Origin of the sequence: Rhizobium esperanzae (genome assembly GCF_002204185.1) — a bacterium.
In the GTDB taxonomy this organism is placed as follows: Bacteria; Pseudomonadota; Alphaproteobacteria; order Rhizobiales; family Rhizobiaceae; genus Rhizobium; species Rhizobium esperanzae.
In genome coordinates, this window is record NZ_MXPU01000015.1 from 92,859 (window position 1) to 114,213 (window position 21,355).

Annotated in this window: 21 protein-coding genes and 1 other RNA gene; 17 read left to right on the forward strand and 5 right to left on the reverse strand. The window is 61.9% G+C overall.

The window, feature by feature from the left end:
- Window positions 1-4: 4 nt before the first annotated feature.
- From B5E41_RS21535 to B5E41_RS21550, 4 genes are all read left to right on the forward strand, one after another.
- The gene (locus B5E41_RS21535) at window positions 5-328 is read left to right on the forward strand and encodes an ArsR/SmtB family transcription factor (RefSeq protein WP_088395972.1); all 324 of its coding nucleotides are present in this window, start codon (window positions 5-7) and stop codon (window positions 326-328) included.
- A 95-nt stretch (window positions 329-423) separates the two neighbouring features.
- Complete coding sequence (locus B5E41_RS21540; RefSeq protein ID WP_088395973.1) at window positions 424-990, forward strand: helix-turn-helix domain-containing protein; 567 nt, start codon at window positions 424-426, stop codon at window positions 988-990.
- A 68-nt stretch (window positions 991-1,058) separates the two neighbouring features.
- Complete coding sequence (locus B5E41_RS21545) at window positions 1,059-2,042, forward strand: NAD-dependent epimerase/dehydratase family protein (RefSeq protein ID WP_088395974.1); 984 nt, start codon at window positions 1,059-1,061, stop codon at window positions 2,040-2,042.
- A gap of 202 nt (window positions 2,043-2,244) precedes the next feature.
- On the forward strand, window positions 2,245-3,717 hold the full coding sequence (locus B5E41_RS21550; RefSeq protein ID WP_088395975.1) for an esterase-like activity of phytase family protein: 1,473 nt from the start codon (window positions 2,245-2,247) through the stop codon (window positions 3,715-3,717).
- A gap of 78 nt (window positions 3,718-3,795) precedes the next feature.
- Here the strand turns inward: B5E41_RS21550 and ssrS are convergent.
- The 3 genes from ssrS to B5E41_RS21565 form a co-directional block, all read right to left on the reverse strand.
- A non-coding RNA gene (ssrS, locus tag B5E41_RS21555) (6S RNA) lies at window positions 3,796-3,954 on the reverse strand.
- 69 nt (window positions 3,955-4,023) lie between these two features.
- Entirely contained in the window at window positions 4,024-4,401 is a 378-nt protein-coding gene (locus B5E41_RS21560) for a cell division protein ZapA (protein WP_011426716.1), read from the reverse strand.
- Window positions 4,402-4,417: 16 nt separating this feature from the next.
- A complete protein-coding gene (locus B5E41_RS21565) occupies window positions 4,418-4,693 on the reverse strand; it encodes a DUF4164 domain-containing protein (protein WP_011426717.1) in 276 nt (91 codons plus the stop codon).
- Between the two features lie 334 nt (window positions 4,694-5,027).
- On the opposite strand from B5E41_RS21565, the gene tkt reads away from it, so the two are divergent.
- From tkt to B5E41_RS21600, 8 genes are all read left to right on the forward strand, one after another.
- The gene (gene tkt / locus B5E41_RS21570) at window positions 5,028-7,001 is read left to right on the forward strand and encodes a transketolase (protein WP_088395976.1); all 1,974 of its coding nucleotides are present in this window, start codon (window positions 5,028-5,030) and stop codon (window positions 6,999-7,001) included.
- Between the two features lie 84 nt (window positions 7,002-7,085).
- Window positions 7,086-8,096 (forward strand): type I glyceraldehyde-3-phosphate dehydrogenase, encoded by a 1,011-nt coding sequence (gene gap, locus B5E41_RS21575; protein WP_088396029.1) that lies wholly within the window; start codon window positions 7,086-7,088, stop codon window positions 8,094-8,096.
- Window positions 8,097-8,229: 133 nt separating this feature from the next.
- Window positions 8,230-8,544, forward strand: a complete 315-nt coding sequence (locus B5E41_RS21580) for a hypothetical protein (protein ID WP_064712150.1) — start codon at window positions 8,230-8,232, stop codon at window positions 8,542-8,544.
- Window positions 8,545-8,685: 141 nt separating this feature from the next.
- On the forward strand, window positions 8,686-8,862 hold the full coding sequence (locus B5E41_RS31835) for a hypothetical protein (RefSeq protein WP_176439455.1): 177 nt from the start codon (window positions 8,686-8,688) through the stop codon (window positions 8,860-8,862).
- A gap of 327 nt (window positions 8,863-9,189) precedes the next feature.
- Entirely contained in the window at window positions 9,190-11,064 is a 1,875-nt protein-coding gene (locus tag B5E41_RS21585) for a potassium/proton antiporter (protein WP_088395977.1), read from the forward strand.
- A 70-nt stretch (window positions 11,065-11,134) separates the two neighbouring features.
- A complete protein-coding gene (locus B5E41_RS21590; protein WP_176439456.1) occupies window positions 11,135-12,337 on the forward strand; it encodes a phosphoglycerate kinase in 1,203 nt (400 codons plus the stop codon).
- Window positions 12,338-12,622: 285 nt separating this feature from the next.
- Window positions 12,623-13,645: a class I fructose-bisphosphate aldolase gene (locus B5E41_RS21595; RefSeq protein WP_088395979.1), complete on the forward strand. Its 1,023-nt coding sequence runs from the start codon at window positions 12,623-12,625 to the stop codon at window positions 13,643-13,645.
- A 373-nt stretch (window positions 13,646-14,018) separates the two neighbouring features.
- Entirely contained in the window at window positions 14,019-14,942 is a 924-nt protein-coding gene (locus B5E41_RS21600; RefSeq protein WP_088395980.1) for a PhzF family phenazine biosynthesis protein, read from the forward strand.
- Between the two features lie 22 nt (window positions 14,943-14,964).
- Here B5E41_RS21600 and B5E41_RS31840 read toward each other — a convergent pair whose 3' ends face one another.
- Window positions 14,965-15,129 (reverse strand): hypothetical protein, encoded by a 165-nt coding sequence (locus B5E41_RS31840; protein ID WP_088395981.1) that lies wholly within the window; start codon window positions 15,127-15,129, stop codon window positions 14,965-14,967.
- A 171-nt stretch (window positions 15,130-15,300) separates the two neighbouring features.
- On the opposite strand from B5E41_RS31840, the gene B5E41_RS21610 reads away from it, so the two are divergent.
- The 3 genes from B5E41_RS21610 to rcdA all read left to right on the forward strand — a co-directional run bounded on the left by B5E41_RS21610 (window position 15,301) and on the right by rcdA (window position 17,837).
- The gene (locus B5E41_RS21610) at window positions 15,301-16,581 is read left to right on the forward strand and encodes an MFS transporter (RefSeq protein WP_088395982.1); all 1,281 of its coding nucleotides are present in this window, start codon (window positions 15,301-15,303) and stop codon (window positions 16,579-16,581) included.
- 157 nt (window positions 16,582-16,738) lie between these two features.
- Window positions 16,739-16,930 (forward strand): DUF1192 domain-containing protein, encoded by a 192-nt coding sequence (locus B5E41_RS21615; protein ID WP_088395983.1) that lies wholly within the window; start codon window positions 16,739-16,741, stop codon window positions 16,928-16,930.
- A gap of 391 nt (window positions 16,931-17,321) precedes the next feature.
- On the forward strand, window positions 17,322-17,837 hold the full coding sequence (rcdA, locus tag B5E41_RS21620) for a protease adaptor protein RcdA (protein WP_004679442.1): 516 nt from the start codon (window positions 17,322-17,324) through the stop codon (window positions 17,835-17,837).
- 138 nt (window positions 17,838-17,975) lie between these two features.
- Here the strand turns inward: rcdA and rpmE are convergent, their stop codons facing one another.
- Window positions 17,976-18,197: a 50S ribosomal protein L31 gene (rpmE, locus tag B5E41_RS21625; protein WP_009990270.1), complete on the reverse strand. Its 222-nt coding sequence runs from the start codon at window positions 18,195-18,197 to the stop codon at window positions 17,976-17,978.
- A gap of 192 nt (window positions 18,198-18,389) precedes the next feature.
- Between rpmE and B5E41_RS21630 the strand changes: the two genes are divergently transcribed.
- Both B5E41_RS21630 and B5E41_RS21635 read left to right on the forward strand, forming a co-directional pair.
- On the forward strand, window positions 18,390-20,189 hold the full coding sequence (locus B5E41_RS21630; protein WP_088395984.1) for an ABC transporter transmembrane domain-containing protein: 1,800 nt from the start codon (window positions 18,390-18,392) through the stop codon (window positions 20,187-20,189).
- A 138-nt stretch (window positions 20,190-20,327) separates the two neighbouring features.
- Complete coding sequence (locus tag B5E41_RS21635; RefSeq protein ID WP_088395985.1) at window positions 20,328-21,320, forward strand: Bug family tripartite tricarboxylate transporter substrate binding protein; 993 nt, start codon at window positions 20,328-20,330, stop codon at window positions 21,318-21,320.
- The last annotated feature ends 35 nt before the right edge of the window (window positions 21,321-21,355 follow it).

The following is a 21,355-nucleotide window of genomic DNA, read 5'->3' on the forward strand; positions in this document are numbered from 1 at the left end:
TAACATGTCAAGCGAATCGAAAGACGACCCTGTTTTCAAGGCACTGGCACATCATCGCCGCCGCGAGATTCTCGATCTGCTCAAGGAAGCGCCCCGCACGACCGGGACGCTTTGTGAAATGTTTCCGGACATGGACCGCTGCACGGTGATGCAGCATCTGAAGGTGCTTGAGGAAGCGGATCTGATCGTCGCCAGAAAGGAGGGCCGCGAACGCTGGAACCACCTGAACAGCCTGCCGATCAAGCACATCTACGACCGCTGGATCAGCGCCTATGCAGGTCACGCCCTGTCGATCCTCGATCGGCTGAGAAGCGATCTCGAAGATTAGATTAGCCGGAACAAATGCTCCGGCGTGAGGGTCGGCTTGCCTTCAGGCCCGCCGAACTCCTATCCTGGCAAAAGAAGCGTGGGAGCTCAGGACAAATGACGATATCAGGAGCCGGCATACGCCGCATGCGGTTGCTGCGGAGCATGAAGCAGCAGCACCTCGCGGAACTCCTCGACGTCAATCAGGCGACCGTTTCGCGCTGGGAGCGCGGCCAGCTTGCTCCCTCGCCCGACCAAGCCGTCAAGCTGGAACGGATTTTCGCCTCGCCGCAACATGCTGCGGCGGATGCGGCTTTAAAGCGGCTGGTCGAGGATTCCGTCCGGCCGGTGCATTTGATCTGCGATGGCACCCATCGGCTGCTGTCTGCTTCCCGACCGCGGCAGGCGGAATGGCGCGCACCGCTCAACGCTTTTCTCGGCCGCTCTCTTTTCTCCTACGCCACCGCCGAGATCGCTGCCGCCGAACAGTCTCTGGAGGAGTGCGGCTGGCACGAGGGCAGGCTGCTATCGTTGACCTTCGATACCGGCGCCAACGGCAATGTGCGCCTGCCGATTGCCCCCGGCCGCGTCACCTGGGAGCGGATCAGGCTTTCCGACGGCAGCGCTGGCCGTCTCGTCACGACCGTCGCGAAGCCTGCAGCTTTCCTGCACCCCCCTGCATAATTTATGCGTTGTCCGCAAATGCCGGTCTTTTGTAGCCTCTGCCGCGAATGGGGCCAGGAGACGACGCGATGACGATATTGGTGACGGGAAGCGCCGGCCACCTCGGCGAGGCGCTGATGCGCAGCTTGAGAGCTCAGAGCCGGTGGGCGCGCGGCATCGACATCAAGCCATCGGCTTTTACCGATATGGTCGGCTCCATCGGTGACCGCGGTTTCATCAGGCGGGCGATGTCGGGCATCAGCCACGTCATCCATGCCGCCACGCTCCACAAGCCGCATGTGGCGACCCATGGCAATCGCGATTTTCTCGACACCAATGTCGGCGGCACGCTGAATGTGCTTGAAGAGGCGACCGCCGCGGGCGTTGCAAGCTTCGTCTTCACCAGCACCACCAGCGCTTTCGGCGCGGCACTGACGCCGGTCGCCGGCGAACCCGCGGCTTGGGTCACCGAGGACGTGCTTCCTGTCGCGAAGAATATCTATGGCGTGACGAAGCTCGCTGCCGAAGGAATCTCGGAACTCTTCGCCCGCAAATCCCGCCTGCCTGTTGTCATCCTCAGGACGTCGCGCTTCTTTCCCGAAAGCGATGACGATCGCGAGATTCGCAACAGCTATTCGGCGGAAAATGCGCAGGCCAACGAGCTGCTTCATCGCCGCGTCGATATCAGCGACGTGGTCGGCGCTCATTTGCTGGCGCTCGAAAAGGCCCCGGCAATCGGCTTCGGCCGCTATATCATCTCGGCCACGACGCCCTTTCTACCGGGCGACGCCGCTGAGCTCAGGCGTGACGCGCCTGCTGTCGTCGAGCGGCTGTTTCCAGGTGCGAACACCCTTTACGCCGAATGCGGCTGGAAAATGTTCCCGACGCTCGATCGCGTCTACGTCAACGAACGCGCAAGGCGCGAACTTGGCTGGCAGCCGCGCTATGATTTCCGCTTCGTGGTCGATTGCCTGCGCGAGCGCCGCGAATGGCGAAGCCCGTTGGCGATCGATGTCGGCTCCAAGGGCTACCACGAGGAGGTGTTCGCCGAAGGACCCTATCCGGTCGATTAGGGCAATGAGCTGATTGCAGGCACTGACGGTGTCATCCAGTTATCACGATCCCATCCTAGACGTTTAGCCGGGATAAGGGGCGAAATCCGGGCGTGTTCCGTTCTGAGGAATCGATCCCGAAGCCGAGGAATGTCATTCGAAACGGTGTCCAGCTTGCGGGCGGGAACCGTTGCAGGAACGCTTTTGACCGAGAGGCTATTTCATGAAGAACGTCAGACCATATGCATCGCGGCTGTTCGCCGCAGTTCTCGCGACATCCGCCGCCATTCCCGCCATGGCAAGGGCGGAGAATTCCGCCGGTTTCGTCAATAAGGGCCTGGTCGGCGTCGGCCGCATTCCGGCCAACCAGCGCGACAAATTCGGTGAAACCTTCGGCTCCGGCTCCGGCATGGCGATCGACGCCGCCGCCTGGAGTCGGGATGGCGCCAGCTATAAGGGCACGCTCTACCTTTTGCCCGACCGTGGTTACAATGTCGCCGGCACTGTCGACTACCACCCGCGCCTGAACACCCTCTCGATCATTCTGACCCCGACCGCGCCAGGCGCGGCTCCCGAGGCCGGCAAGGAGCAATCGGGCGTCGAGGCGAAACTCGTCGATTCCATGCTCTTTGTTGACGACAAGGGCGCGAACACGACCGGTCTCGACCCGGAATCCGGCGTCCGCGCCGCTGCGGGCAACTTCCCGCCGCTGCCGCAGGCGGCGAACGGCAAGATCGCCCTCGACGATGAGGCGATCATCCGCATGGCCGACGGCACTATGTTCGTCAGCGACGAATACGGCCCCTATATCTATCGCTTCTCCGCCGATGGCCACTTGCTTTCAGCCACCCAGCCGCCGAAGGCGCTTCTGCCGATGCGCAAGGGCGCGCTGAGCTTCGCCTCAAACAATCCCGGTCCCGGCGGGTCCGCTCCCGATCCGAAGGACCCCGAAACAGGCCGCCAGAACAACCAGGGTCTCGAAGGCATGGCAATGACGCCCGACGGCAAGTTTATCGTTGCCGTACTGCAGTCGGCGGCCCGCCAGGACGGCGGCGATTCCGGCTCGACCCGCCAGAATACCCGCGCCATGATCTATGACGCCGCCGATCCCGATCATCTGAAGCTGGTGCACGAATATGTCGTGCCGCTGCCGGTCTTCAAGGACGCCAAGGGCAAGACGACGATCGCCGCCGAGAGCGAGATCGTCGCCCTTTCCGACAAGACCTTCCTGATGCTTGCCCGTGACAGCGGCAACGGCCAGGGCGTGAAGGGCGACAAGTCTCTGTATCGCAAGATCGACATCGTCGACTTATCCGCCGCGACCGATATCGCCGGCAGCGATTTCGACGCCGGCAAGGCGGTCGCACCGAAAGGTGTCCTCGACCCCTCGCTGACGCCGGCGACGCTGACGCCGTTTATCGACCTCAACGACGAGGCAGAGCTTGGCCGCTTCGGCCTGCACAACGGTGCGCCGAACGACAGGAACGATCTGTCGGAAAAATGGGAAGCCATGGGTCTGGCAAGTGTCCTCGACCCGAAGCTGCCGGACGATTACTTCCTGTTCGTCGCCAACGACAACGACTTCCTGACGCAAGATGGCTTTCAGGTGGGGGCCGCCTATAAGGCTGACGGCGGCGCCGACGTGGACACCATGTTCCAGGTTTTCCAGGTGACGCTTCCCGGCTTGAAAAAGTAACTGCGCGCTACGAGCGGCGGACGCGCGAGCCGCGTTCGCCCGTTGATCCAGCGTCTTCGTCGATGACGAAAGGGAAAGGTGCGATCCACGACGACCGATGGATGTTTACGATCCTGGGCGCCTACAAACGTAGGTGGGCACCGTGTGTCCAGGCCCACGAGCCCGGACAGGGACAGCTCCCTTTGGATCGAGTATGGCCCCAGGGATTGTGGTTCCTGTCGAGAGGCGCAGACCGCATCGCGATATATAAGGTCGTTTGCATCGACGCGCCAGTGGCGACGAGAGCCCGTTTTTATTTAATTGACATCAATTGAGTTCGGGAGCGGCCCGGCCATTCAGCTTGTCGGTGATGCCGCGAATACGGCTCGAAACCTCGCCGAGCGCCGCCGCCAGCGTTTCCTCGGTGCGGGCGGTCGCGGCAAGCACGGTGTCGCGGTTGCCGCGCAGCGACTCGAGCTCGGACTCCAGCCCCGCGATGCGGCGCGTCAGCTCGGCAATCTCGTCCATGATCATGATGCCGGCCATGACGGTGATCCTGAGATCGCCGATCTCGCCGAACTGGCCCTTGAGATGGCCGACATAGCGGTCGAAACGGGTGGCGAGATCGGTCAAATGATCCTCCTGCCCTTCCTCGCAGGCCATGCGATAGGCCTTGCCGTCGATCGTTACCGTCACCTGCGCCATATCAAATTCTCTCTCATCAGCGGTCCAGAACCGCGCGGATCGTCTCCATGGCCGTCACCAGCCGCCGCGATACCTCACGATTGACCTCTTCCAGCCGGTTGGCGCGAAATTCGGCCTGGTCGAGCTCCTGGGCCAAACGGGAGCGGTCGGCATGCACACGTCGCACCTCGCCCTCGATCTCACCCTGCTCTCGCTGTCGCTCAATGCGCATGTCGACGGCGTTTTCGAGGCTCGAAATCGCTTGTCTCAATTCGTCGAGCGCTGCTTCCATGGTTTTGCCTGTGGGCATCATGCCTTTCCGATTCCCGTGCAGGACCTGCGAATCGGCCACATCTGCCGATCTCGTGATTTCAAGAGGATATGCAGCTCGCCAACGGCCCGTCAATAAATCCCGTCACCCGGCAGCCTGCCTATCTGTGGATGAACGTGTTGGGCAGGCCCGCCGCGCCGGGTTTGGTCTTTTGTAAAGTCGCGCGATCAAATGTCAAAAAATTGCCGCGGGCCGCTGGGATTTGGCCCGCCATTGATTGACTCGCCAGCCCCAACTGCTATGTGTCAGCCGCTTTCACCCGATGGTCTTGGAGGCTCGAGGCCATCCCCCGACACCCGGAGCTTGCAGAAAAGCCATGACCTCTCTCCAACAAAACGACCGGATGGCGAACGCGATCCGTTTCCTCGCCATGGACGCCGTTGAAAAGGCGAATTCCGGCCACCCTGGTATGCCGATGGGCATGGCTGACGTGGCGACGGTCCTGTTCACCAAATATCTGCGCTTCGACCCCAAGAAGCCGCATTGGCCGAACCGCGACCGCTTCGTGCTGTCGGCCGGCCATGGCTCGATGCTGCTCTATTCGCTGCTGTATCTGACCGGTTATCCCGACATGACGATCGAGGACCTGAAGCAGTTCCGCCAGGTCGGCTCCAAGACCGCCGGACACCCCGAATACGGCCACGCAACCGGCATCGAGACCACCACCGGCCCCCTCGGTCAGGGCATCGCCAATGCCGTCGGCATGGCGATCGCCGAACGCAAGCTGCGCGAGGAATTCGGCGCGGACCTCCAGGACCACTACACCTACGTGATCAATGGCGACGGCTGCCTGATGGAGGGCATCAGCCATGAAGCCATTGCCCTTGCCGGCCACCTTAAGCTCAACAAGCTGATCCTCTTCTGGGATAACAACTCGATTACCATCGACGGCGCCGTTTCGCTGTCGGACTCGACCGATCAGATCGCCCGCTTCAAGGCCGTTCACTGGAACACGATCGAGATCGATGGCCACGATCAGGCCGCCATCGCCGATGCAATCGAAGCCGCCCACAAGTCTGATCGCCCGACCTTCATCGCCTGCAAGACGGTGATCGGCTTCGGCGCCCCGAACAAGGCCGGCAGCCACAAGGTTCACGGCAGCCCGCTCGGCGCCGACGAGATCGCCGCCACCCGTAAGGCGCTGAACTGGGATTACGAGCCATTCGTCGTTCCCTCGGACATTCTCGATGCATGGCGCGCAGCCGGCACCCGTTCCGACAATATCGTCAAGGCATGGGAAGAAACTCTGTCCAGATCGCCGGCCAGAGCGGAATTCTCCCGCCGTATGGCAGGCGACCTGCCGGAAGGTTTCGATGCCGCGATCAGCGCATATAAGAAGAAGCTGGCCGAGACCAGGCCGACGGTCGCAACCCGCAAGGCATCCGAGGACGCACTCGAAATTATCAACGGCTTCGTGCCGGAAACGCTTGGCGGTTCCGCCGACCTGACGCCGTCGAACAACACCAAGACAAGCCAGATGCACTCGATCACGCCGACGGATTTCGCCGGCCGTTACGTGCACTGGGGCATCCGCGAGCACGGCATGGCGTCAGCCATGAACGGCATTGCGCTGCATGGCGGCCTCATTCCCTATAGCGGCGGCTTCCTGATTTTCTCGGATTACTGCCGCCCGCCGATCCGCCTCGCTGCACTGATGGGCATCCGCGTCATCCACGTTCTGACGCATGACTCGATTGGCGTCGGAGAAGACGGCCCGACGCACCAGCCCGTCGAACAGCTCGCCGGCTTGCGCGCCATCCCCAATCTGCTGGTCTTCCGTCCGGCCGACGCCACGGAAACGGCGGAATGCTGGCAAATCGCCATCAAGACCCACAACCGTCCGTCGGGCCTTGCCCTGACGCGTCAGAACCTCAGCCCCGCCCGCACCGAATACAGCGAAAAGAACCTCTGCGAACAGGGCGCCTATACGCTTGCCGGCAATGCCGACGCCAAGGTGACGATCTTCGCCTCCGGCTCCGAAGTCGAAATCGCCGTCGCCGCTCGCGCCGCTCTTGAAGCCAAGGGTGTTTCGGTCCGCGTCGTCTCGGTGCCCTGCACCGAACTGTTCTTCGAACAGCCGGAAGCCTATCGCAAGCAAGTGCTCGGCAACTCCCCGGTCAAGATCGCCGTCGAAGCCGCCGTCCGCGAGGGCTGGGACGCCTTCATCGGACCGGAAGGCACTTTCATCGGCATGAAGAGCTTCGGCGCGTCCGGTCCGGTCAAGGACGTTTACAAGCATTTCGGGATCACCGCCGACGCCGTCGTTGCGGCTGCCGAAGCAAAGCTTTAAAGAGGGCGCCTTGAGGCGCTCTCCATCTCCTCAATTCCAGGCCGCCCGGCCTATCGGGCCCTATTCTATCGGGAGTGAATGAACATGACAGTCAAGGTTGCCATCAATGGTTTCGGCCGCATCGGCCGTAACGTCCTCCGCGCTATCGTCGAATCCGGCCGCACCGACATTGAGGTCGTCGCCATCAACGACCTCGGCCCGGTCGAGACCAATGCCCATCTGCTGCGTTACGACTCGATCCACGGCAAGTTCCCGGCCGAAGTGAAGGTCGAAGGCGATACGATCATCGTCGGCGGCGGCAAGCCGATCAAGGTCACCGCGATCAAGGATCCGGCAACGCTGCCGCACCGCGAGCTCGGCGTTGACATCGCCATGGAATGCACCGGCATCTTCACCGCCCGCGACAAGGCCGCCGCCCACCTGACGGCCGGCGCCAAGCGCGTCATCGTCTCGGCTCCCGCCGATGGCGCAGATCTCACCGTCGTCTACGGCGTCAACCATGACCAGCTTACCAAGGAGCATACGGTCATCTCTAACGCCTCCTGCACCACCAACTGCCTGGTGCCTGTCGTCAAGGTTCTCGACGACGCCGTCGGCATCGACCACGGCTTCATGACGACCATCCACTCCTACACCGGCGACCAGCCGACGCTCGACACGATGCACAAGGATCTGTATCGCGCCCGCGCTGCCGCTCTCTCGATGATCCCGACCTCGACGGGCGCCGCCAAGGCCGTCGGCCTCGTGCTGCCGCACCTCAAGGGCAAGCTCGACGGCACCTCGATCCGCGTTCCCACCCCGAACGTCTCGGTCGTCGACTTCAAGTTCGTTTCCAAGAAGGCCACCACAGTCGGCGAAATCAACGAAGCCATCAAGGCTGCCTCCAACGGCAAGCTGAAGGGCATCCTCGGCTACACCGACGAGCCGCTCGTCTCCCGCGATTTCAACCACGACAGCCACTCCTCGATCTTCGCAACCGATCAGACCAAGGTCATGGAAGGCAATTTCGTGCGCGTCCTGTCCTGGTACGACAACGAGTGGGGCTTCTCCAGCCGCATGTCGGACACGGCCGTGGCTTTCGCCAAGCTCATCTGAGCGGTGGATCATTGAAAATCATGGACGGCCCGGGAAACCGGGCCGTTTTTGTTATAGGCGTATGAAGCCAGTCATGGCATCGTTGGTGACCCCCGGGGCCGTGTTGCCATCCGGAGGAGATAAAGAGGGATGGATGGATTACTTTACCGTTGAAATCGCCGGCCGCGCCGTCGCCAGCTTTCGCTCGAAGAACCATGAGGAAGCGACGCATTTCTTCGAAGCAGAAGATTTTCGCGACGACCTGACCATTCTCGAATCCGAGGGCAAGCCCCTGTGGGACCGGAAGGCGACGCTCAGCCTGCGCAAAGCGACGGCCGAGGAAGCCAGCGAAGTCGAACACGCCTATGAATTCGATGACGATCCGGAAAGGACCATCGACGATGAGTTCGTCGTTTTCCTGGTGCCGGTCGAAGACCTGACCGACGAGGGCGAGGACACCGAAGACTGACCGTGAAAGCCATTTCGAAGCGACGGGTTCGCGCGGCCGAAGAACGGAATCACGGTTGGCAATCCACTGGCCAAGCGTGATAAACTGAGGAAATGCAATAACGCTGCACAATGGCTGAGATGATCCAAGTGGAGGCGATAAATGGCAGAGGCGCAAAAACGCTTGTCCCAAACCACCCTCAAGCGGCGGCAGCGGTTTCACCCTAAGCGGGACGTCAAACCCGCCGTGTTGGCAAAGGCTAATCGTCTGGCCATCCGGGTTGCCGCGTTCATCGGTCTTTCGTTCCTCGCCGTCATCATACTTCAGGCAGTGTTCTGACGGGCCGCATGAAGGATTGTGTCTATCCTGCTGCGGTTTGCGGATACCCGCAGGAAAAATCGATCTTCCTGCCTTTCGCCCTGCTCTTGCCTGATTTTCCTATACATTCTTTGTAGAGAGTTTCTCCCGTAGCATTTCCGTGTCGGTGGCCATCCGGCAGCCGTTCAGCAGCATGATGCAGCACGAGACGAGGTTAAGCCGCAAGGCCTACCCTTCTCTGCCGTTTTGCCGTTTACTGATGGATCGACGCGCGTGGCGGAGGGTTGAGACGGACGGATCGGTCGGCGGTGGCCGCATCCGTAAAGGATTCGATGAAAAGGGGTGGGCATGGAAGCGTTCTATATCGTGGTGCTGGTCGCGACGGCGCTCGTGCTTCTTGCCGCTTTTTCGAGCCTGCTCGCCTTCCGCTTCGGTGCCCCGCTGCTTCTCCTCTTCCTGATGATCGGCCTTGCCGCCGGCGTCGACGGGCTCGGTATCGAATTCAGCAACAACTATCTCGCCTATATTCTCGGCTCTATTGCGCTCGCCGTCATCCTGTTCGATTCCGGCTTCGGCACGCCGATGCAGGCCTTTCGGCTCGCAGCAGTGCCTTCTTTGACGCTCGCCTCGGTCGGCGTTCTGATCACCGCCTCGCTCTTTGCCGTCGCTGCCATGTGGCTGTTGAACTTCACCTGGCTCGAAGGCCTGCTGCTCGGTTCGATCGTCGCATCGACTGATGCCGCCGCCGTCTTCTTCCTGCTACGCATCGGCGGCATCAACATCCGCGACAAGGTGCGCTCGACGCTGGAAGTCGAATCCGGCACCAACGATCCGATGGCGATCTTCCTCACCATCGCCCTCGTCGAGGTCCTGGCGAGCGGCGAGCGTTATGCCGGCATCAATATCGGCATGCTCGCCATGTTCGTGCAGCAGATGGGGCTCGGCGTCATCCTCGGTCTGCTCGGCGGCATGATGATCGTGCTGATCGTCAGCAGGCTCGACACCGATCGCGGCCTGACGCCGATCTTCGTGCTGGCGCTTGCCCTTCTCGTCTTCTCCTTCGCCGGTGCGGTCGGCGGCAGCGGCTTCCTCGCCGTCTATGTCGCCGGCATCTACGCCGGAAACCGGCGAATGCAGGCGCTCGGCACCATCAAACGCTTCCAGGACGGCATGACCTGGCTGGCGCAGATTATCATGTTCCTGGTGCTCGGCCTGCTCGCCACGCCGTCACAATTTCCCGCCATCATCGTGCCGGCGATCCTGCTTGCCCTCTTCCTGATCTTCATTGCCCGCCCGCTGGCAATCTGGCTGTCGCTGCTTCCGTTCGATTATACGCAGCAGGAGATCGGTTTCGTCGCCTGGGTCGGCCTGCGCGGTGCTGTCTCCATTCTGCTTGCGATCATGCCCATCCTCGGCGGCCTGGAAAACGGCCAGCTCTTTTTCAACACCGCCTTCATCATCGTCTTGGTCTCCCTGCTCGTCCAGGGCTGGACGATCAAGCCGATCGCCAAGAAGCTCGGCCTGATCATTCCGCCGCGCATCGGCGCCGTCGACAAGGTCGAGGTCGACCTTCCGGGCGCCGCCAACCATGAACTGCTCTCCTACCGAGTCATCAAGGACAGTCCGGTGCTGCGCGGCGAGCGCATTCCACGCTGGGCCACCCCGTCGCTTGTCATCCGCGACGGCAAGTCAATGCGTTATCAATATGCTGGGCGGCTGCGCGAAAACGATCTGGTTTATCTCTTCATCGTGCCGAGCTATTCCCGGCTGCTCGACCGGCTCTTCGCCAGCCGTGCGCCTGTCGATGAGGATGATGCCGAATTCTTCGGCGCCTTCGCGCTCTCGCCCGCGCGCCCTGCCGCCGATCTCGATGCCGCCTATGGGCCCGGCCTGCTCAACGAATCCGAGAAAGGCCTGACGATTGCGGAATTGATGCGGCAGCGCCTCGGCGGCAAGGCCGATTATGCCGACCGCGTCCGTCTCGGCTCGATCATCCTCATTGTCCGTGATCTCGACGAGCACGACCACGTCACCTCCGTCGGCATGTCGCTCGAAGCGGTCGAACCGGCCACCACCCTGCCGATCTTCATCAATCTCAAGGACATTATCCAGCGCATCCACAACAGGTTGAACGGACGCCGCAACCGCGAAGCGGCGGCCTCCGAAACCATGCCGAAAGCATCGGCCGGAGGCGACGAAGCCAGACGCAAAAACGGCCGTTGAACGCCTTGCGTCTCGAATGATCCTTGCTATGGTCGGCGCAACTTCCGCCAACCAAGACTGGATCCTCTCCATGCCTGCATTCAAGACCCTCGACGATCTCACCGACATCAGCGGCAAGCGCGTGCTCGTCCGCGTCGACCTCAACGTTCCGGTCAAGGATAGCAAGGTCACCGATACGACCCGCATCGAGCGTGTGGCGCCGACGATCCTCGAATTGTCCGAGAAGGGCGCCAAGGTGATCCTGCTCGCCCATTTCGGCCGACCGAAGGACGGCCCTTCGCCGGATCTGTCGCTGTCGCTGATCGCCCCTTCCGTCGAGGAGGTGCTCGATCACGCCGTGGCGACGGCGTCCGACTGCACCGGCGAGGCCGCCGCCGCGGCCGTCGCCGCGATGAATGACGGTGATATCCTGCTGCTGGAAAACACCCGCTTCCACAAGGGCGAGGAAAAGAACGATCCCGAATTCACCAAGGCGCTTGCCGCCAACGGCGATATTTATGTCAACGACGCCTTCTCTGCCGCTCACCGCGCCCATGCCTCGACCGAGGGCCTTGCCCATCACCTGCCGGCCTATGCCGGGCGCACCATGCAGGCCGAACTGGAAGCGCTGGAAAAAGGTCTCGGCAATCCCGCCCGCCCCGTCGTCGCCATCGTCGGCGGCGCCAAAGTCTCGACCAAGATCGATCTTTTGATGAATCTTGTGAAGAAGGTCGATGCACTGGTCATCGGCGGCGGCATGGCCAATACCTTCATCGCCGCGCGTGGCACCAATGTCGGCAAGTCGCTCTGCGAGCATGATCTTGCTGAAACCGCCAAGCAGATCATGATCGAGGCGGCGACCGCTGGCTGCGCCATCATCCTGCCCGAAGACGGCGTCGTTGCGCGCGAGTTCAAGGCGGGTGCCGCCAATGAGACGGTCGATATCAACGCCATTCCCGCCGATGCCATGGTGCTCGACGTCGGCCCGAAATCCGTCCAGGCCATCAATGCCTGGATCGAGCGCGCCGCAACACTCGTCTGGAACGGTCCGCTCGGCGCCTTCGAAATCGCGCCCTTCGATACCGCAACCGTCGCTGCCGCGAAATATGCAGCTGAGCGCACCGCAGCCGGAAAGCTGACCTCGGTTGCCGGTGGCGGCGATACCGTCTCGGCGCTCAACCATGCCGGCGTTGCCGACGATTTCACCTATGTCTCGACCGCCGGCGGCGCCTTCCTCGAATGGATGGAAGGCAAGGAACTTCCCGGCGTCGCCATCCTCAACGCCGCCGGATAAGACCGAGCGCCTCGGCGCGAAAAACGCATTCGGAGTCGCACCTTGCCATAGGCGGTGCGGCGCCGCAAAGGCAATTTGGCAGGTTTTACATGTGGATAGACCGCGGTGGCCAGACGCCTTCCGCGGTCTTTTGCCCGAGAGCTGAAAAAAATCCCATTTTTTCAAACGATTGAATTGATTTCAATCGTTTCAAGGGCTTAGCCTTCCATTTTCCTCACTATAAACTTCTGTTATCGCCGTCCTATATTCTTAAACCGCCGATGTTTAACGCTGTGGAGAGATCGAATGAGCGAACGACTGGAAGACATTGCAATGCAGATGGTTGCGGGCGGCCGGGGACTGCTTGCCGCCGATGAATCGACCTCCACCATCAAGAAGCGTTTCGACACGATCAACCTCGAATCGACCGAAACCAGCCGCCGCGACTACCGCGAGATGCTCTTCCGCTCCGACGAGGCGATGAAGAAATATATCTCCGGCGTCATTCTCTTCGAAGAGACGCTCTACCAGAAGGCTGCCGACGGCACGCCGTTCGTCGACATCATCCGCGCTGCCGGTTCCATTCCCGGCATCAAGGTCGATACCGGCGCCAAGCCGATGGTCAAATTTCCCGGCGAAACCATCACCGAAGGCCTCGATGGTCTCGGAGAGCGCCTTGCCCGCTATTATGAGGCCGGCGCCCGTTTCGCCAAGTGGCGCGGCGTCATCGCCATCTCGTCCTCGCTGCCGACCCGCGGCTCGGTCCGCGCCAACGCTCAGGCACTCGCTCGCTATGCGGCTCTCTGCCAGGAAGCCAAGATCGTGCCGATCGTCGAGCCGGAATGCCTGATGGACGGCAAGCCGGGCGACCACAACATCGACCGCTGCGCCGAAGTGACTGAATCCACGCTGCGCATCGTTTTCGAGGAACTGGCCGAAGCTCGCGTCAGCCTCGAAGGCATGATCCTGAAGCCCAATATGGTCATCGACGGCAAGAACGCCCGCAAGGCTTCGGTCGAGGAAGTTGCCGAGCGGACCGTCCGGGTGCTGAAGCGCACGGTCCCGTCTGCGGTTCCCGGCATCGCCTTCCTTTCCGGCGGCCAGACGACGGAAGAAGCGACTGCCCACCTTTCCGCCATCAACGGCCATGACCTGCCCTGGCTCGTCACTTTCTCCTATGGCCGCGCCCTGCAGGACAGTGCCCTCAAGGCCTGGAACGGCAAGCCGGAAAACGTCGCCGCCGGCCAGCGCGAATTCACCCACCGCGCCGAGATGAACAGCCTCGCCGCCAAGGGCAGCTGGAAGAAAGACCTGGAACAGGCCGCCTGATTTTGGACTTGGGATTCGGGCGGGGGCGGCAACCGCAGCGTAGTCACTCCTGCCCCTCCCTCTCTCTCTCATTCCTGTGCACCTTAGGGCTTCGCCCAAGGGATGTCACAGGAATCCAGTGCGCCCAAGTCCCTTGGGCGCGATAGACTCTTCCCTTATGTATTGATTCGTTGACGGCGTAGACGCGTCGTGGCTGGATTCCTGTGACAAGCACAGGAGCGAGGAAATTCGGGGAGACGTTTTCTCCACCAACGAACCGGTGGATAAATACGGCGCGTAAGACGCTCGCCCTCATTGTCACGGCGACAAGAAACCGCTTCATTCCCCAAAAAACCATGCTTACTCATAGCGGCCCGCCACAATAGGAGCCGCCATGAACACCCTCTCCTACGTCACCGTCGACGTCTTCACCTCCACCCGCTTCGAGGGCAATCCGCTTGCCGTCATTTCCGATGCCCGGGGCTTGAGCGATGCAGCGATGCAGAAGATCGCCACCGAGTTCAATTATTCCGAAGTCACCTTCGTCCTGCCGCCCGAAGACGACCGGAATTCCGCCCGTGTGCGCATCTTCACCCCGACGATGGAAATCCCCTTCGCCGGCCATCCGAATGTCGGCACCGCCTATGTTCTCGGCCAGCGGACGGAGATCTTCGGCAAGTCAGTCGGCGACAGGCTGCGTTTCGAGGAACAGGCTGGCATCGTCGAGGTCAGCCTGCAGCGCAGCGACGGAGGTGTTACGGCCACTGCCATCCGCGCGCCGCAGCCGCTGACGGTCGGCGATACCGTCGCCGCAGAAACCGTCGCCCGTTGCGTTTCTCTCGATCCCGGCGCCGTCGTCACGGCCATCCACGCCCCGGTCTTTGCCTCCGTCGGCCTCAACTTCGCCGTCGCCGAGTTGAAAGGGCTCGAAACTTTGGCCGCAGCCCGCCCGAACCTTGCCGGCTTCCAGGCGGCCGCCGGCGAGCAGGCGACGAGCGGGCACGATTTCTCGCTCTTCCTGTATGTCCGCTCACCCAACGATCCATGGAAGATTCGCGCGCGCATGTTCGCGCCCCTCGACAACGTGCCCGAAGACCCTGCAACCGGCAGCGCCTCGGCAGCGCTGGCCGCTTATCTCGTCAAGCTTGCGCCGGAGACGGACATGAACGTTCGCGTCACCGTCGAACAGGGCGTTGAGATGGGCCGCCGCAGCGTCATCGCCCTTGATGTCGCCAAAACCGGCGGCATCGTCACCGATGTCGTCATCTCGGGACGCTGTGTTGCCGTCATGCAGGGAGAAATCATCCTGCAGGACTGACTGCCGCGGATGGAGTGCGAGCTCACATCAGGAAATCGCGCGACAAGAGCGCCACGGCCCAAATGCCGAAGGCGATCAGCGCGATCTTCCAGAAATCAATGCGCCGTCGGAGGCCGGGAAACCCGAGCGGCTTGATCACCTGTATCGCCATGGCAAGGATGAGCAGCAAGGCTATCAGCTTTGTCATGCTTTATTTTTTCCATTTTTCGGAATGTCACAGGACGGACATTTTTCCGCGCGAACACAGGATCAGACACGCCGTAAAGAGATTCCGGAGCACAATCAATCATCTTGAGGCTGGCCAGACGCAGGTCTCGCCTTATGTCCGTTTACAATCGCTGAGACCGAGTCTGGGGAAATGAAGAGAAATCTGCTGTCCGTCGCCGCGCTGCTCTTTGGCACGCTCTTCCTTTTCATGGGCAACGGCCTGCAGGGCATCCTGCTTCCCGTGCGCGGCAATCTCGAAGGCTACGCCACGACGACGCTCGGCCTGCTCGGTACGTCGTGGGCGGGCGGCTTCGTCATCGGCTGCCTGGTGGCGCCGAAACTGGTGCGCCGCGTCGGCCATGTCAGAGCCTTCTCCGGCTTCATCTCGATCATCGCCATCATCGCGCTGGTCAGCGGCATCATCATCGATCCTTTCTGGTGGGTGATCCTGCGCGCGGTGACCGGCTTCTCCACTGCCGGCACGTCGATGATCATCGAAAGCTGGCTGAACGAGCGCGCCAGCAACGAGAGCCGCGGCGCGATCTTCTCACTCTATATCGGCATCACACTGCTCGGCGTCGTCGGCGGTCAGATGATGATACCGCTCGAAGATGTGCGCACGCCGGTGCTGTTCATGATCTGCGGCATCTTTTATTGCATCGCCATGCTGCCGACGACGCTATCGACCGCGGCCTCACCGCAGCCGCTGAAGGCCGTGCGCCTCGACCTGCCGGCGCTCTATCGCAATTCGCCCGTGTCCTGCCTCGGCATCCTGCTCGTCGGCATCGCCAACGGCGCCTACGGCACGCTCGGCGCTGTCTTTGGCGCCGGCGCCGGCCTTTCCGACACCAGTATCGCCGTTATGATGAGCGCCACCATCTTCGCCGGCGCCATGATGCAGTTGCCGGCCGGCCGACTGTCTGATCGTATCGACCGGCGCTACGTGCTCGCCGCCATGTCGGCGATTGCGGCCCTCGCCGGCCTGCTGATCTTTCTGCTTCACCCGACATCGCCCACCTTGCTGATCGGGCTCGTTGTCCTTTACGGCGCGGTGGCCAATACGCTCTATCCAATCGCGGTTGCTCACGCCAACGACTTCGCGGCGTCGGAGGATTTCGTCAAAGTCTCCGGCGGATTGCTGCTCCTCTACGGCATCGGCACGGTCATCGGCCCAACGCTCGGCGGCCCCGTCATGTCGGCAATCACTCCGCATGCGCTTTTCCTGGTCACCGCCGTCGCCCATGTGCTGATCACCGGTTATGCGATTATCAGAAGCCGCATCCGCGCCGCCGTCCCGGCCAGCGACCGCGACGCCTATACGACGATCCCGACCGGAACGTCGCCGATGCTGACACCGCAGAGCATGTCGCTGGCCGATCGCGGCAGCGGCAAATCTCCCGAAAGCAGCGATCCTGCTGTAAAGTTCGGTTAGGCCCTCCTGCAAAAAGCCGCGCTGCGGTTTTCGCCTTGGCTCGCGAAAAAGGAAAATGGGGAGGCGAGGCTGGATTTGGGGCGAATTGGCCTAAATTCCGATTCCCTATCGGCCGCATTTTTCGGCATTATGTTGCCGGCAGCATGGAGGAGAACCGATGAGCTTTATCGATGACGACCGACCGCAGAAGAAAACCGCCCACGAGATCGGCGCCGATCTCTCCATGCTTTCGGTGGATGAGCTGAAGGCGCGAGTGGAATTGCTGAAAGACGAGATCGCCCGGCTCGAAGCCGAAGCCGCCCGCAAGGCATCCGGGCGGCAGGCCGCCGAAAGCTTCTTCCGCTCGTGATCCGCTAAAAGCCTCAGAAGACAAGACCATTGGCAGGCAAAATGAGCCAACCTCAAGTCTTCATTCGGCACAATGTTAATAAAATATTAAGCTTTATAAGGTATTACTGTACTCATCCAGGCTTTCTCTGGATCTCAGACAGTTTTCCACGCGGTGAATTGGTCTGATCTTTCTCCCTGTTTTACCTTGAGAGCCGCTTTTGCGGCTCTTCTTTTTGCCGCGGCCGGCGCATTTCCATGAAACTGTGGAGATTAACCCTTTCTTAAGAAACGGCTTGCGCATTTGCGCTAATGATACCATCTTAAAGTCATAAAGACCGGGCGCGGAAACTTTTCCGTCAACCCCGGCGTTACCTGACCATAAGTAGCTGCGTGCAACAGGGACTATTGCGATGTCGGAAGTTGGATTGAACACGATCAGTTTTGCGGGCCGCGCGGCTGCATCCTCACAGTTCAAGGCACTCTATGCCGAAGGCATGTCGCTGGTCGAAGAGACCGCCGCCTATCTCGACGGCCAAGGCCGCGCAGCCTCCAAGGTTCTGCCGCGCATGGCATCCGTCCTCTACGCCGCGGAATCGATGCGGCTGACCACCCGCCTGATGCAGATGGCCTCGTGGCTGCTGCTGCAGCGCGCCGTCAACAACGGCGAGATGTCGCGCGACCAGGTGCTGGCCGAGAAGAACAAGGTCCGCCTCGACGGCTTCAACGTCGACCGCGCGGCACCCGGCTGGGGCGATCTGCCGGAATCCTTCCGTGACCTCGTCGAGCGCTCCCTGCGCCTGCAGAACCGCATCGCGCTGCTGGATCGCGAAATCTATCGTCCGGCTGAAGCCGTGATCGTTCATGACAATCAGAACAGCGTCCAGGCGCAGCTTTCTCTGCTGCAGACGGCCTTCGGCAACAACTGACCAGATCTGCTAAATCCTTTTTTGAACCGGCTGCGCGGTTGCGCGGCCGGTTTTTTGTTGCCGCTGCGCACCGTTCTGCCAACGCAGAAAAGCCCGGCAGAACCGGGCTCCTTGCGAAATTTCGTCAATCAAAAGCGATTAGAGACCGAGGCCGCCGAAACGCTTGTTGAACTTGGAAACGCGGCCGCCGCGGTCCATGAGCTGCTGGTTGCCGCCGGTCCAAGCCGGATGCGACTTGGAATCGATTTCGAGGTTCATGACAGCGCCTTCCGAACCCCAGGTCGAGCGGGTTTCGTATTCGGTGCCATCGGTCATGACTACCTTGATCGTGTGATAGTCGGGATGGATGCCTGCCTTCATAACAATCTTCCTGCGATACCGGAGTTCAATTTGCCGCATGCAGTTGCGGCCAACGAACCGATTGAATAAATGAAGCCGCAGTCGTGATGGCTACGGCTTCCCATTAGGATGCGGTGCCTATACATGAAGGACGCCGGGATAACAAGAGCCAACAGGCCGCATTAGCGGGTCCTGCAGGCGATCGGAGACGATTTGGCAGAACAGGCACGGGCTGAGGAAAACAAGAGACAGTCGCTGCGGCCGCTCCGCAGGCTGACGCCTTATGTCATGCGCTATCGCGGACTGGTGGCTGGCGCGCTGATTTCACTGGCGCTTGCCGCCATCACCTCGCTGGCCCTGCCGCTTGCCGTGCGCCGCATGATCGATCATGGCTTCACCCAGCCCGACGGCAGCTTCATCAACAGCTACTTCGCCATGCTGATGGTCATGGCCGTCGTGCTCGCGACCGCCAGCGCGCTGCGATATTATTTCGTTATCACCATCGGCGAGCGCATCGTCGCCGATCTTCGCCGCGACGTCTTTGCCCATGTGACGCGGCTGTCGCCCTCCTTCTTCGACGTCAACCAGTCCGGCGAAATTGTCTCGCGGCTGACCGCCGACACGACGCAGATCAAGTCCGCCGTCGGCGCCACCGCCTCGGTAGCGCTCAGGAACCTCATCCTCTGTCTCGGCGCCATGGGCATGATGGTCGTCACCTCACCGAAGCTTTCAAGCCTCGTCATCGGGGCGATCCCGCTGATCGTCTTCCCGCTCGTCGCCTTCGGCCGCTCGGTGCGCAGGCGTTCCCGCGCCGCCCAGGATACGCTTGCCGAAGCGTCCGCCTTCGCCAACGAGACGATCGCCGCAACCCGCACAGTACAGGCCTTCAACGGCGAGGACGCCGCAGCGAGACGATACGCCGGCGCCGTCGAATCTGCCTACGAGGCGGCCCGCGCCGCCATTCGCTCGCGCGCGCTACTGACGGGCATCGCTATCACCCTGATCTTCGGCAGCGTGGTCGCCGTGCTCTGGGTCGGCGCCCACAGCGTGCTGGCCGGCACGCTGTCTGCCGGCACGCTCGGTCAGTTCCTGCTCTACGCCGTGATCTCCGCGGGGTCGCTCGGCGCGCTGTCGGAGGTCTGGGGCGAACTTTCGCAGGCGGCCGGCGCCGCCGACCGGTTGACCGAACTTCTTGACGAGGTGTCGCCGATATCAGCCCCCGCCAACCCCGAGGCTCTCCCTTCGCCCAGCCGCGGCCGCGTCGAGTTTTCCGACGTGCATTTCGCCTATCCCTCGCGCCCCGGCAAATCGGCCTTGCATGGCTTGAGCTTCGCCGTCGCCCCGGGCGAAACCGTCGCCATTGTCGGCCCCTCCGGCGCCGGCAAGAGCACAGTCTTTTCACTGCTCTTGCGCTTCTACGATCCGCAGCAGGGCAGCGTGACGATCGACGGTGTCGATGCCCGGCTGACCACACCTGACGAGTTGCGCCAGCGCATCGCCATCGTGCCGCAGGACGTCACCATCTTTGCCGCATCGATCCATGACAACATCGCTTTCGGCCGCCCCGGCGCCTCGCGTGACGAGGTCCGCGCCGCGGCCCTTGCCGCCCAGGCCGACGAGTTCATCGCCCGGCTGGATAGCGGCTACGAGACCGAGGTCGGCGAACGCGGCGTCACCCTCTCCGGCGGCCAGCGACAGCGCATCGCCATTGCTCGCGCCATCCTGAAGAACGCGTCCGTGCTGCTGCTCGACGAGGCGACCTCCGCGCTCGACGCCGAAAGCGAGACGCTGGTGCAGAAGGCGCTCGACGGCCTGGTAGACGGCCGTACGACGCTCGTCATCGCCCATCGGCTGGCAACCGTACTGAAGGCCGACCGCATCCTCGTCATGGACCAGGGCCGTGTCGTCGAGGAAGGCACGCATCAGAGCCTGATCCGCCACGGCGGCATCTATGCCCGCCTCGCCCGCCTGCAGTTCGACGCCGCCAACGAGGATGTGCTCGCCGCCAAATAGAAGGCAGGCGCCTCTTGTCGCCCGAGACTAAAGCCTGGCTCCACTGCGCCTCCCTGCGGTTGTCTTTCCCGCCTCCTGCCCTACCCTCTTCATGCCCCTGGGTGGGGATTGCTGTTGAAATCGTGGGAGGAGATGGGAATGGCGCTTTCCAACATGACGCGACGCACGGGCCTCGCGCTCGCTTTTGGCCTGACTGCAATGCTGGGGCTCGGCAGCTCTGCTGTTGCTGCGGATTTTCCAAACCGCGCGATCACCATGGTCGTGCCCTTCGCGGCCGGCGGCTCGACCGACGTCGTCGCCCGCATCGTCGCGCAGAAGATGTCGGAGGATCTCGGGCAGCAAGTGATCGTCCAGAACGTCGCCGGCGCCGGCGGCAATCTCGGCGCCGGCAACGTCGCCCGAGCCGAGCCTGACGGCTACACCATTCTGATGGGCACCGTCGCGACCCATGCCCTCAATCCGCTGATCCTGAAATCGACTCCCTACGACCCGGAGAAGGATTTCGCGCCGGTCTCGCTGCTCGTCGTCGTGCCGAACGTGCTGGTCGTCAATCCGGAATTGCCGGCAAAAACCGTGCAGGAACTGGTCGCGCTGCTGAAAGCCGAGCCCGATAAATATAGTTACGCCTCGTCGGGCAACGGCACGCCGCTGCATCTCTCCGGCGAACTCTTCAAGTCCATGGCCGGCGTCAGCATGCAGCATATCCCCTATAAGGGCGCCGGTCCGGCATTGAACGACGTCATCGGCAACCAGGTACCGATCATGTTCGACAACCTGCCCTCGTCCTCCAGCCACATCAAGGCGGGCACGCTGCGGGCGCTGGCGGTGACGACTGCCGAGCGTGCGCCTTCCTTCCCCGACGTGCCCACGATCGCCGAGTCGGGTATACCGGGCTACGAGACCTATACCTGGAACGCGCTTTTTGCCCCGGCCAACACACCGAGCGAGGTCGTAACGCGCCTCAACGCCTCGGCCAAGAAGGCGCTCGCCGATCCGGCCGTTACCGAACGCATGAAGGAATTCAGCGCCACCATCGTCGGCTCGACACCGGAGGAACTCGCCGCCCATGTGAAAGCCGAGATCGCCAAATGGGGACCTGTCGTCCAGGGCGCGAACATCCAGATGGAGTGACGCCGAGTCTGTGCCGCCGCTCAACTCGCTTGCGT

What these genes read in the sequence shown, in the direction of transcription:
- B5E41_RS21635 (WP_088395985.1), top strand. Translation starts at nt 20,328, where the DNA reads ATGGCGCTTTCCAACATGACGCGACGCACGGGCCTCGCGCTCGCTTTT.
- B5E41_RS21545 (WP_088395974.1), top strand. Translation starts at nt 1,059, where the DNA reads ATGACGATATTGGTGACGGGAAGCGCCGGCCACCTCGGCGAGGCGCTG.
- rcdA (WP_004679442.1), top strand. Translation starts at nt 17,322, where the DNA reads ATGTCGGAAGTTGGATTGAACACGATCAGTTTTGCGGGCCGCGCGGCT.
- gap (WP_088396029.1), top strand. Translation starts at nt 7,086, where the DNA reads ATGACAGTCAAGGTTGCCATCAATGGTTTCGGCCGCATCGGCCGTAAC.
- tkt (WP_088395976.1), top strand. Translation starts at nt 5,028, where the DNA reads ATGACCTCTCTCCAACAAAACGACCGGATGGCGAACGCGATCCGTTTC.
- B5E41_RS21600 (WP_088395980.1), top strand. Translation starts at nt 14,019, where the DNA reads ATGAACACCCTCTCCTACGTCACCGTCGACGTCTTCACCTCCACCCGC.
- B5E41_RS21585 (WP_088395977.1), top strand. Translation starts at nt 9,190, where the DNA reads ATGGAAGCGTTCTATATCGTGGTGCTGGTCGCGACGGCGCTCGTGCTT.
- B5E41_RS21560 (WP_011426716.1), bottom strand. Translation starts at nt 4,401, where the DNA reads ATGGCGCAGGTGACGGTAACGATCGACGGCAAGGCCTATCGCATGGCC.
- B5E41_RS21540 (WP_088395973.1), top strand. Translation starts at nt 424, where the DNA reads ATGACGATATCAGGAGCCGGCATACGCCGCATGCGGTTGCTGCGGAGC.
- B5E41_RS21610 (WP_088395982.1), top strand. Translation starts at nt 15,301, where the DNA reads ATGAAGAGAAATCTGCTGTCCGTCGCCGCGCTGCTCTTTGGCACGCTC.
- B5E41_RS21615 (WP_088395983.1), top strand. Translation starts at nt 16,739, where the DNA reads ATGAGCTTTATCGATGACGACCGACCGCAGAAGAAAACCGCCCACGAG.
- B5E41_RS21565 (WP_011426717.1), bottom strand. Translation starts at nt 4,693, where the DNA reads ATGATGCCCACAGGCAAAACCATGGAAGCAGCGCTCGACGAATTGAGA.
- B5E41_RS21550 (WP_088395975.1), top strand. Translation starts at nt 2,245, where the DNA reads ATGAAGAACGTCAGACCATATGCATCGCGGCTGTTCGCCGCAGTTCTC.
- B5E41_RS31835 (WP_176439455.1), top strand. Translation starts at nt 8,686, where the DNA reads ATGGCAGAGGCGCAAAAACGCTTGTCCCAAACCACCCTCAAGCGGCGG.
- B5E41_RS21535 (WP_088395972.1), top strand. Translation starts at nt 5, where the DNA reads ATGTCAAGCGAATCGAAAGACGACCCTGTTTTCAAGGCACTGGCACAT.
- B5E41_RS21590 (WP_176439456.1), top strand. Translation starts at nt 11,135, where the DNA reads ATGCCTGCATTCAAGACCCTCGACGATCTCACCGACATCAGCGGCAAG.
- B5E41_RS21580 (WP_064712150.1), top strand. Translation starts at nt 8,230, where the DNA reads ATGGATTACTTTACCGTTGAAATCGCCGGCCGCGCCGTCGCCAGCTTT.
- rpmE (WP_009990270.1), bottom strand. Translation starts at nt 18,197, where the DNA reads ATGAAGGCAGGCATCCATCCCGACTATCACACGATCAAGGTAGTCATG.
- B5E41_RS21595 (WP_088395979.1), top strand. Translation starts at nt 12,623, where the DNA reads ATGAGCGAACGACTGGAAGACATTGCAATGCAGATGGTTGCGGGCGGC.
- B5E41_RS31840 (WP_088395981.1), bottom strand. Translation starts at nt 15,129, where the DNA reads ATGACAAAGCTGATAGCCTTGCTGCTCATCCTTGCCATGGCGATACAG.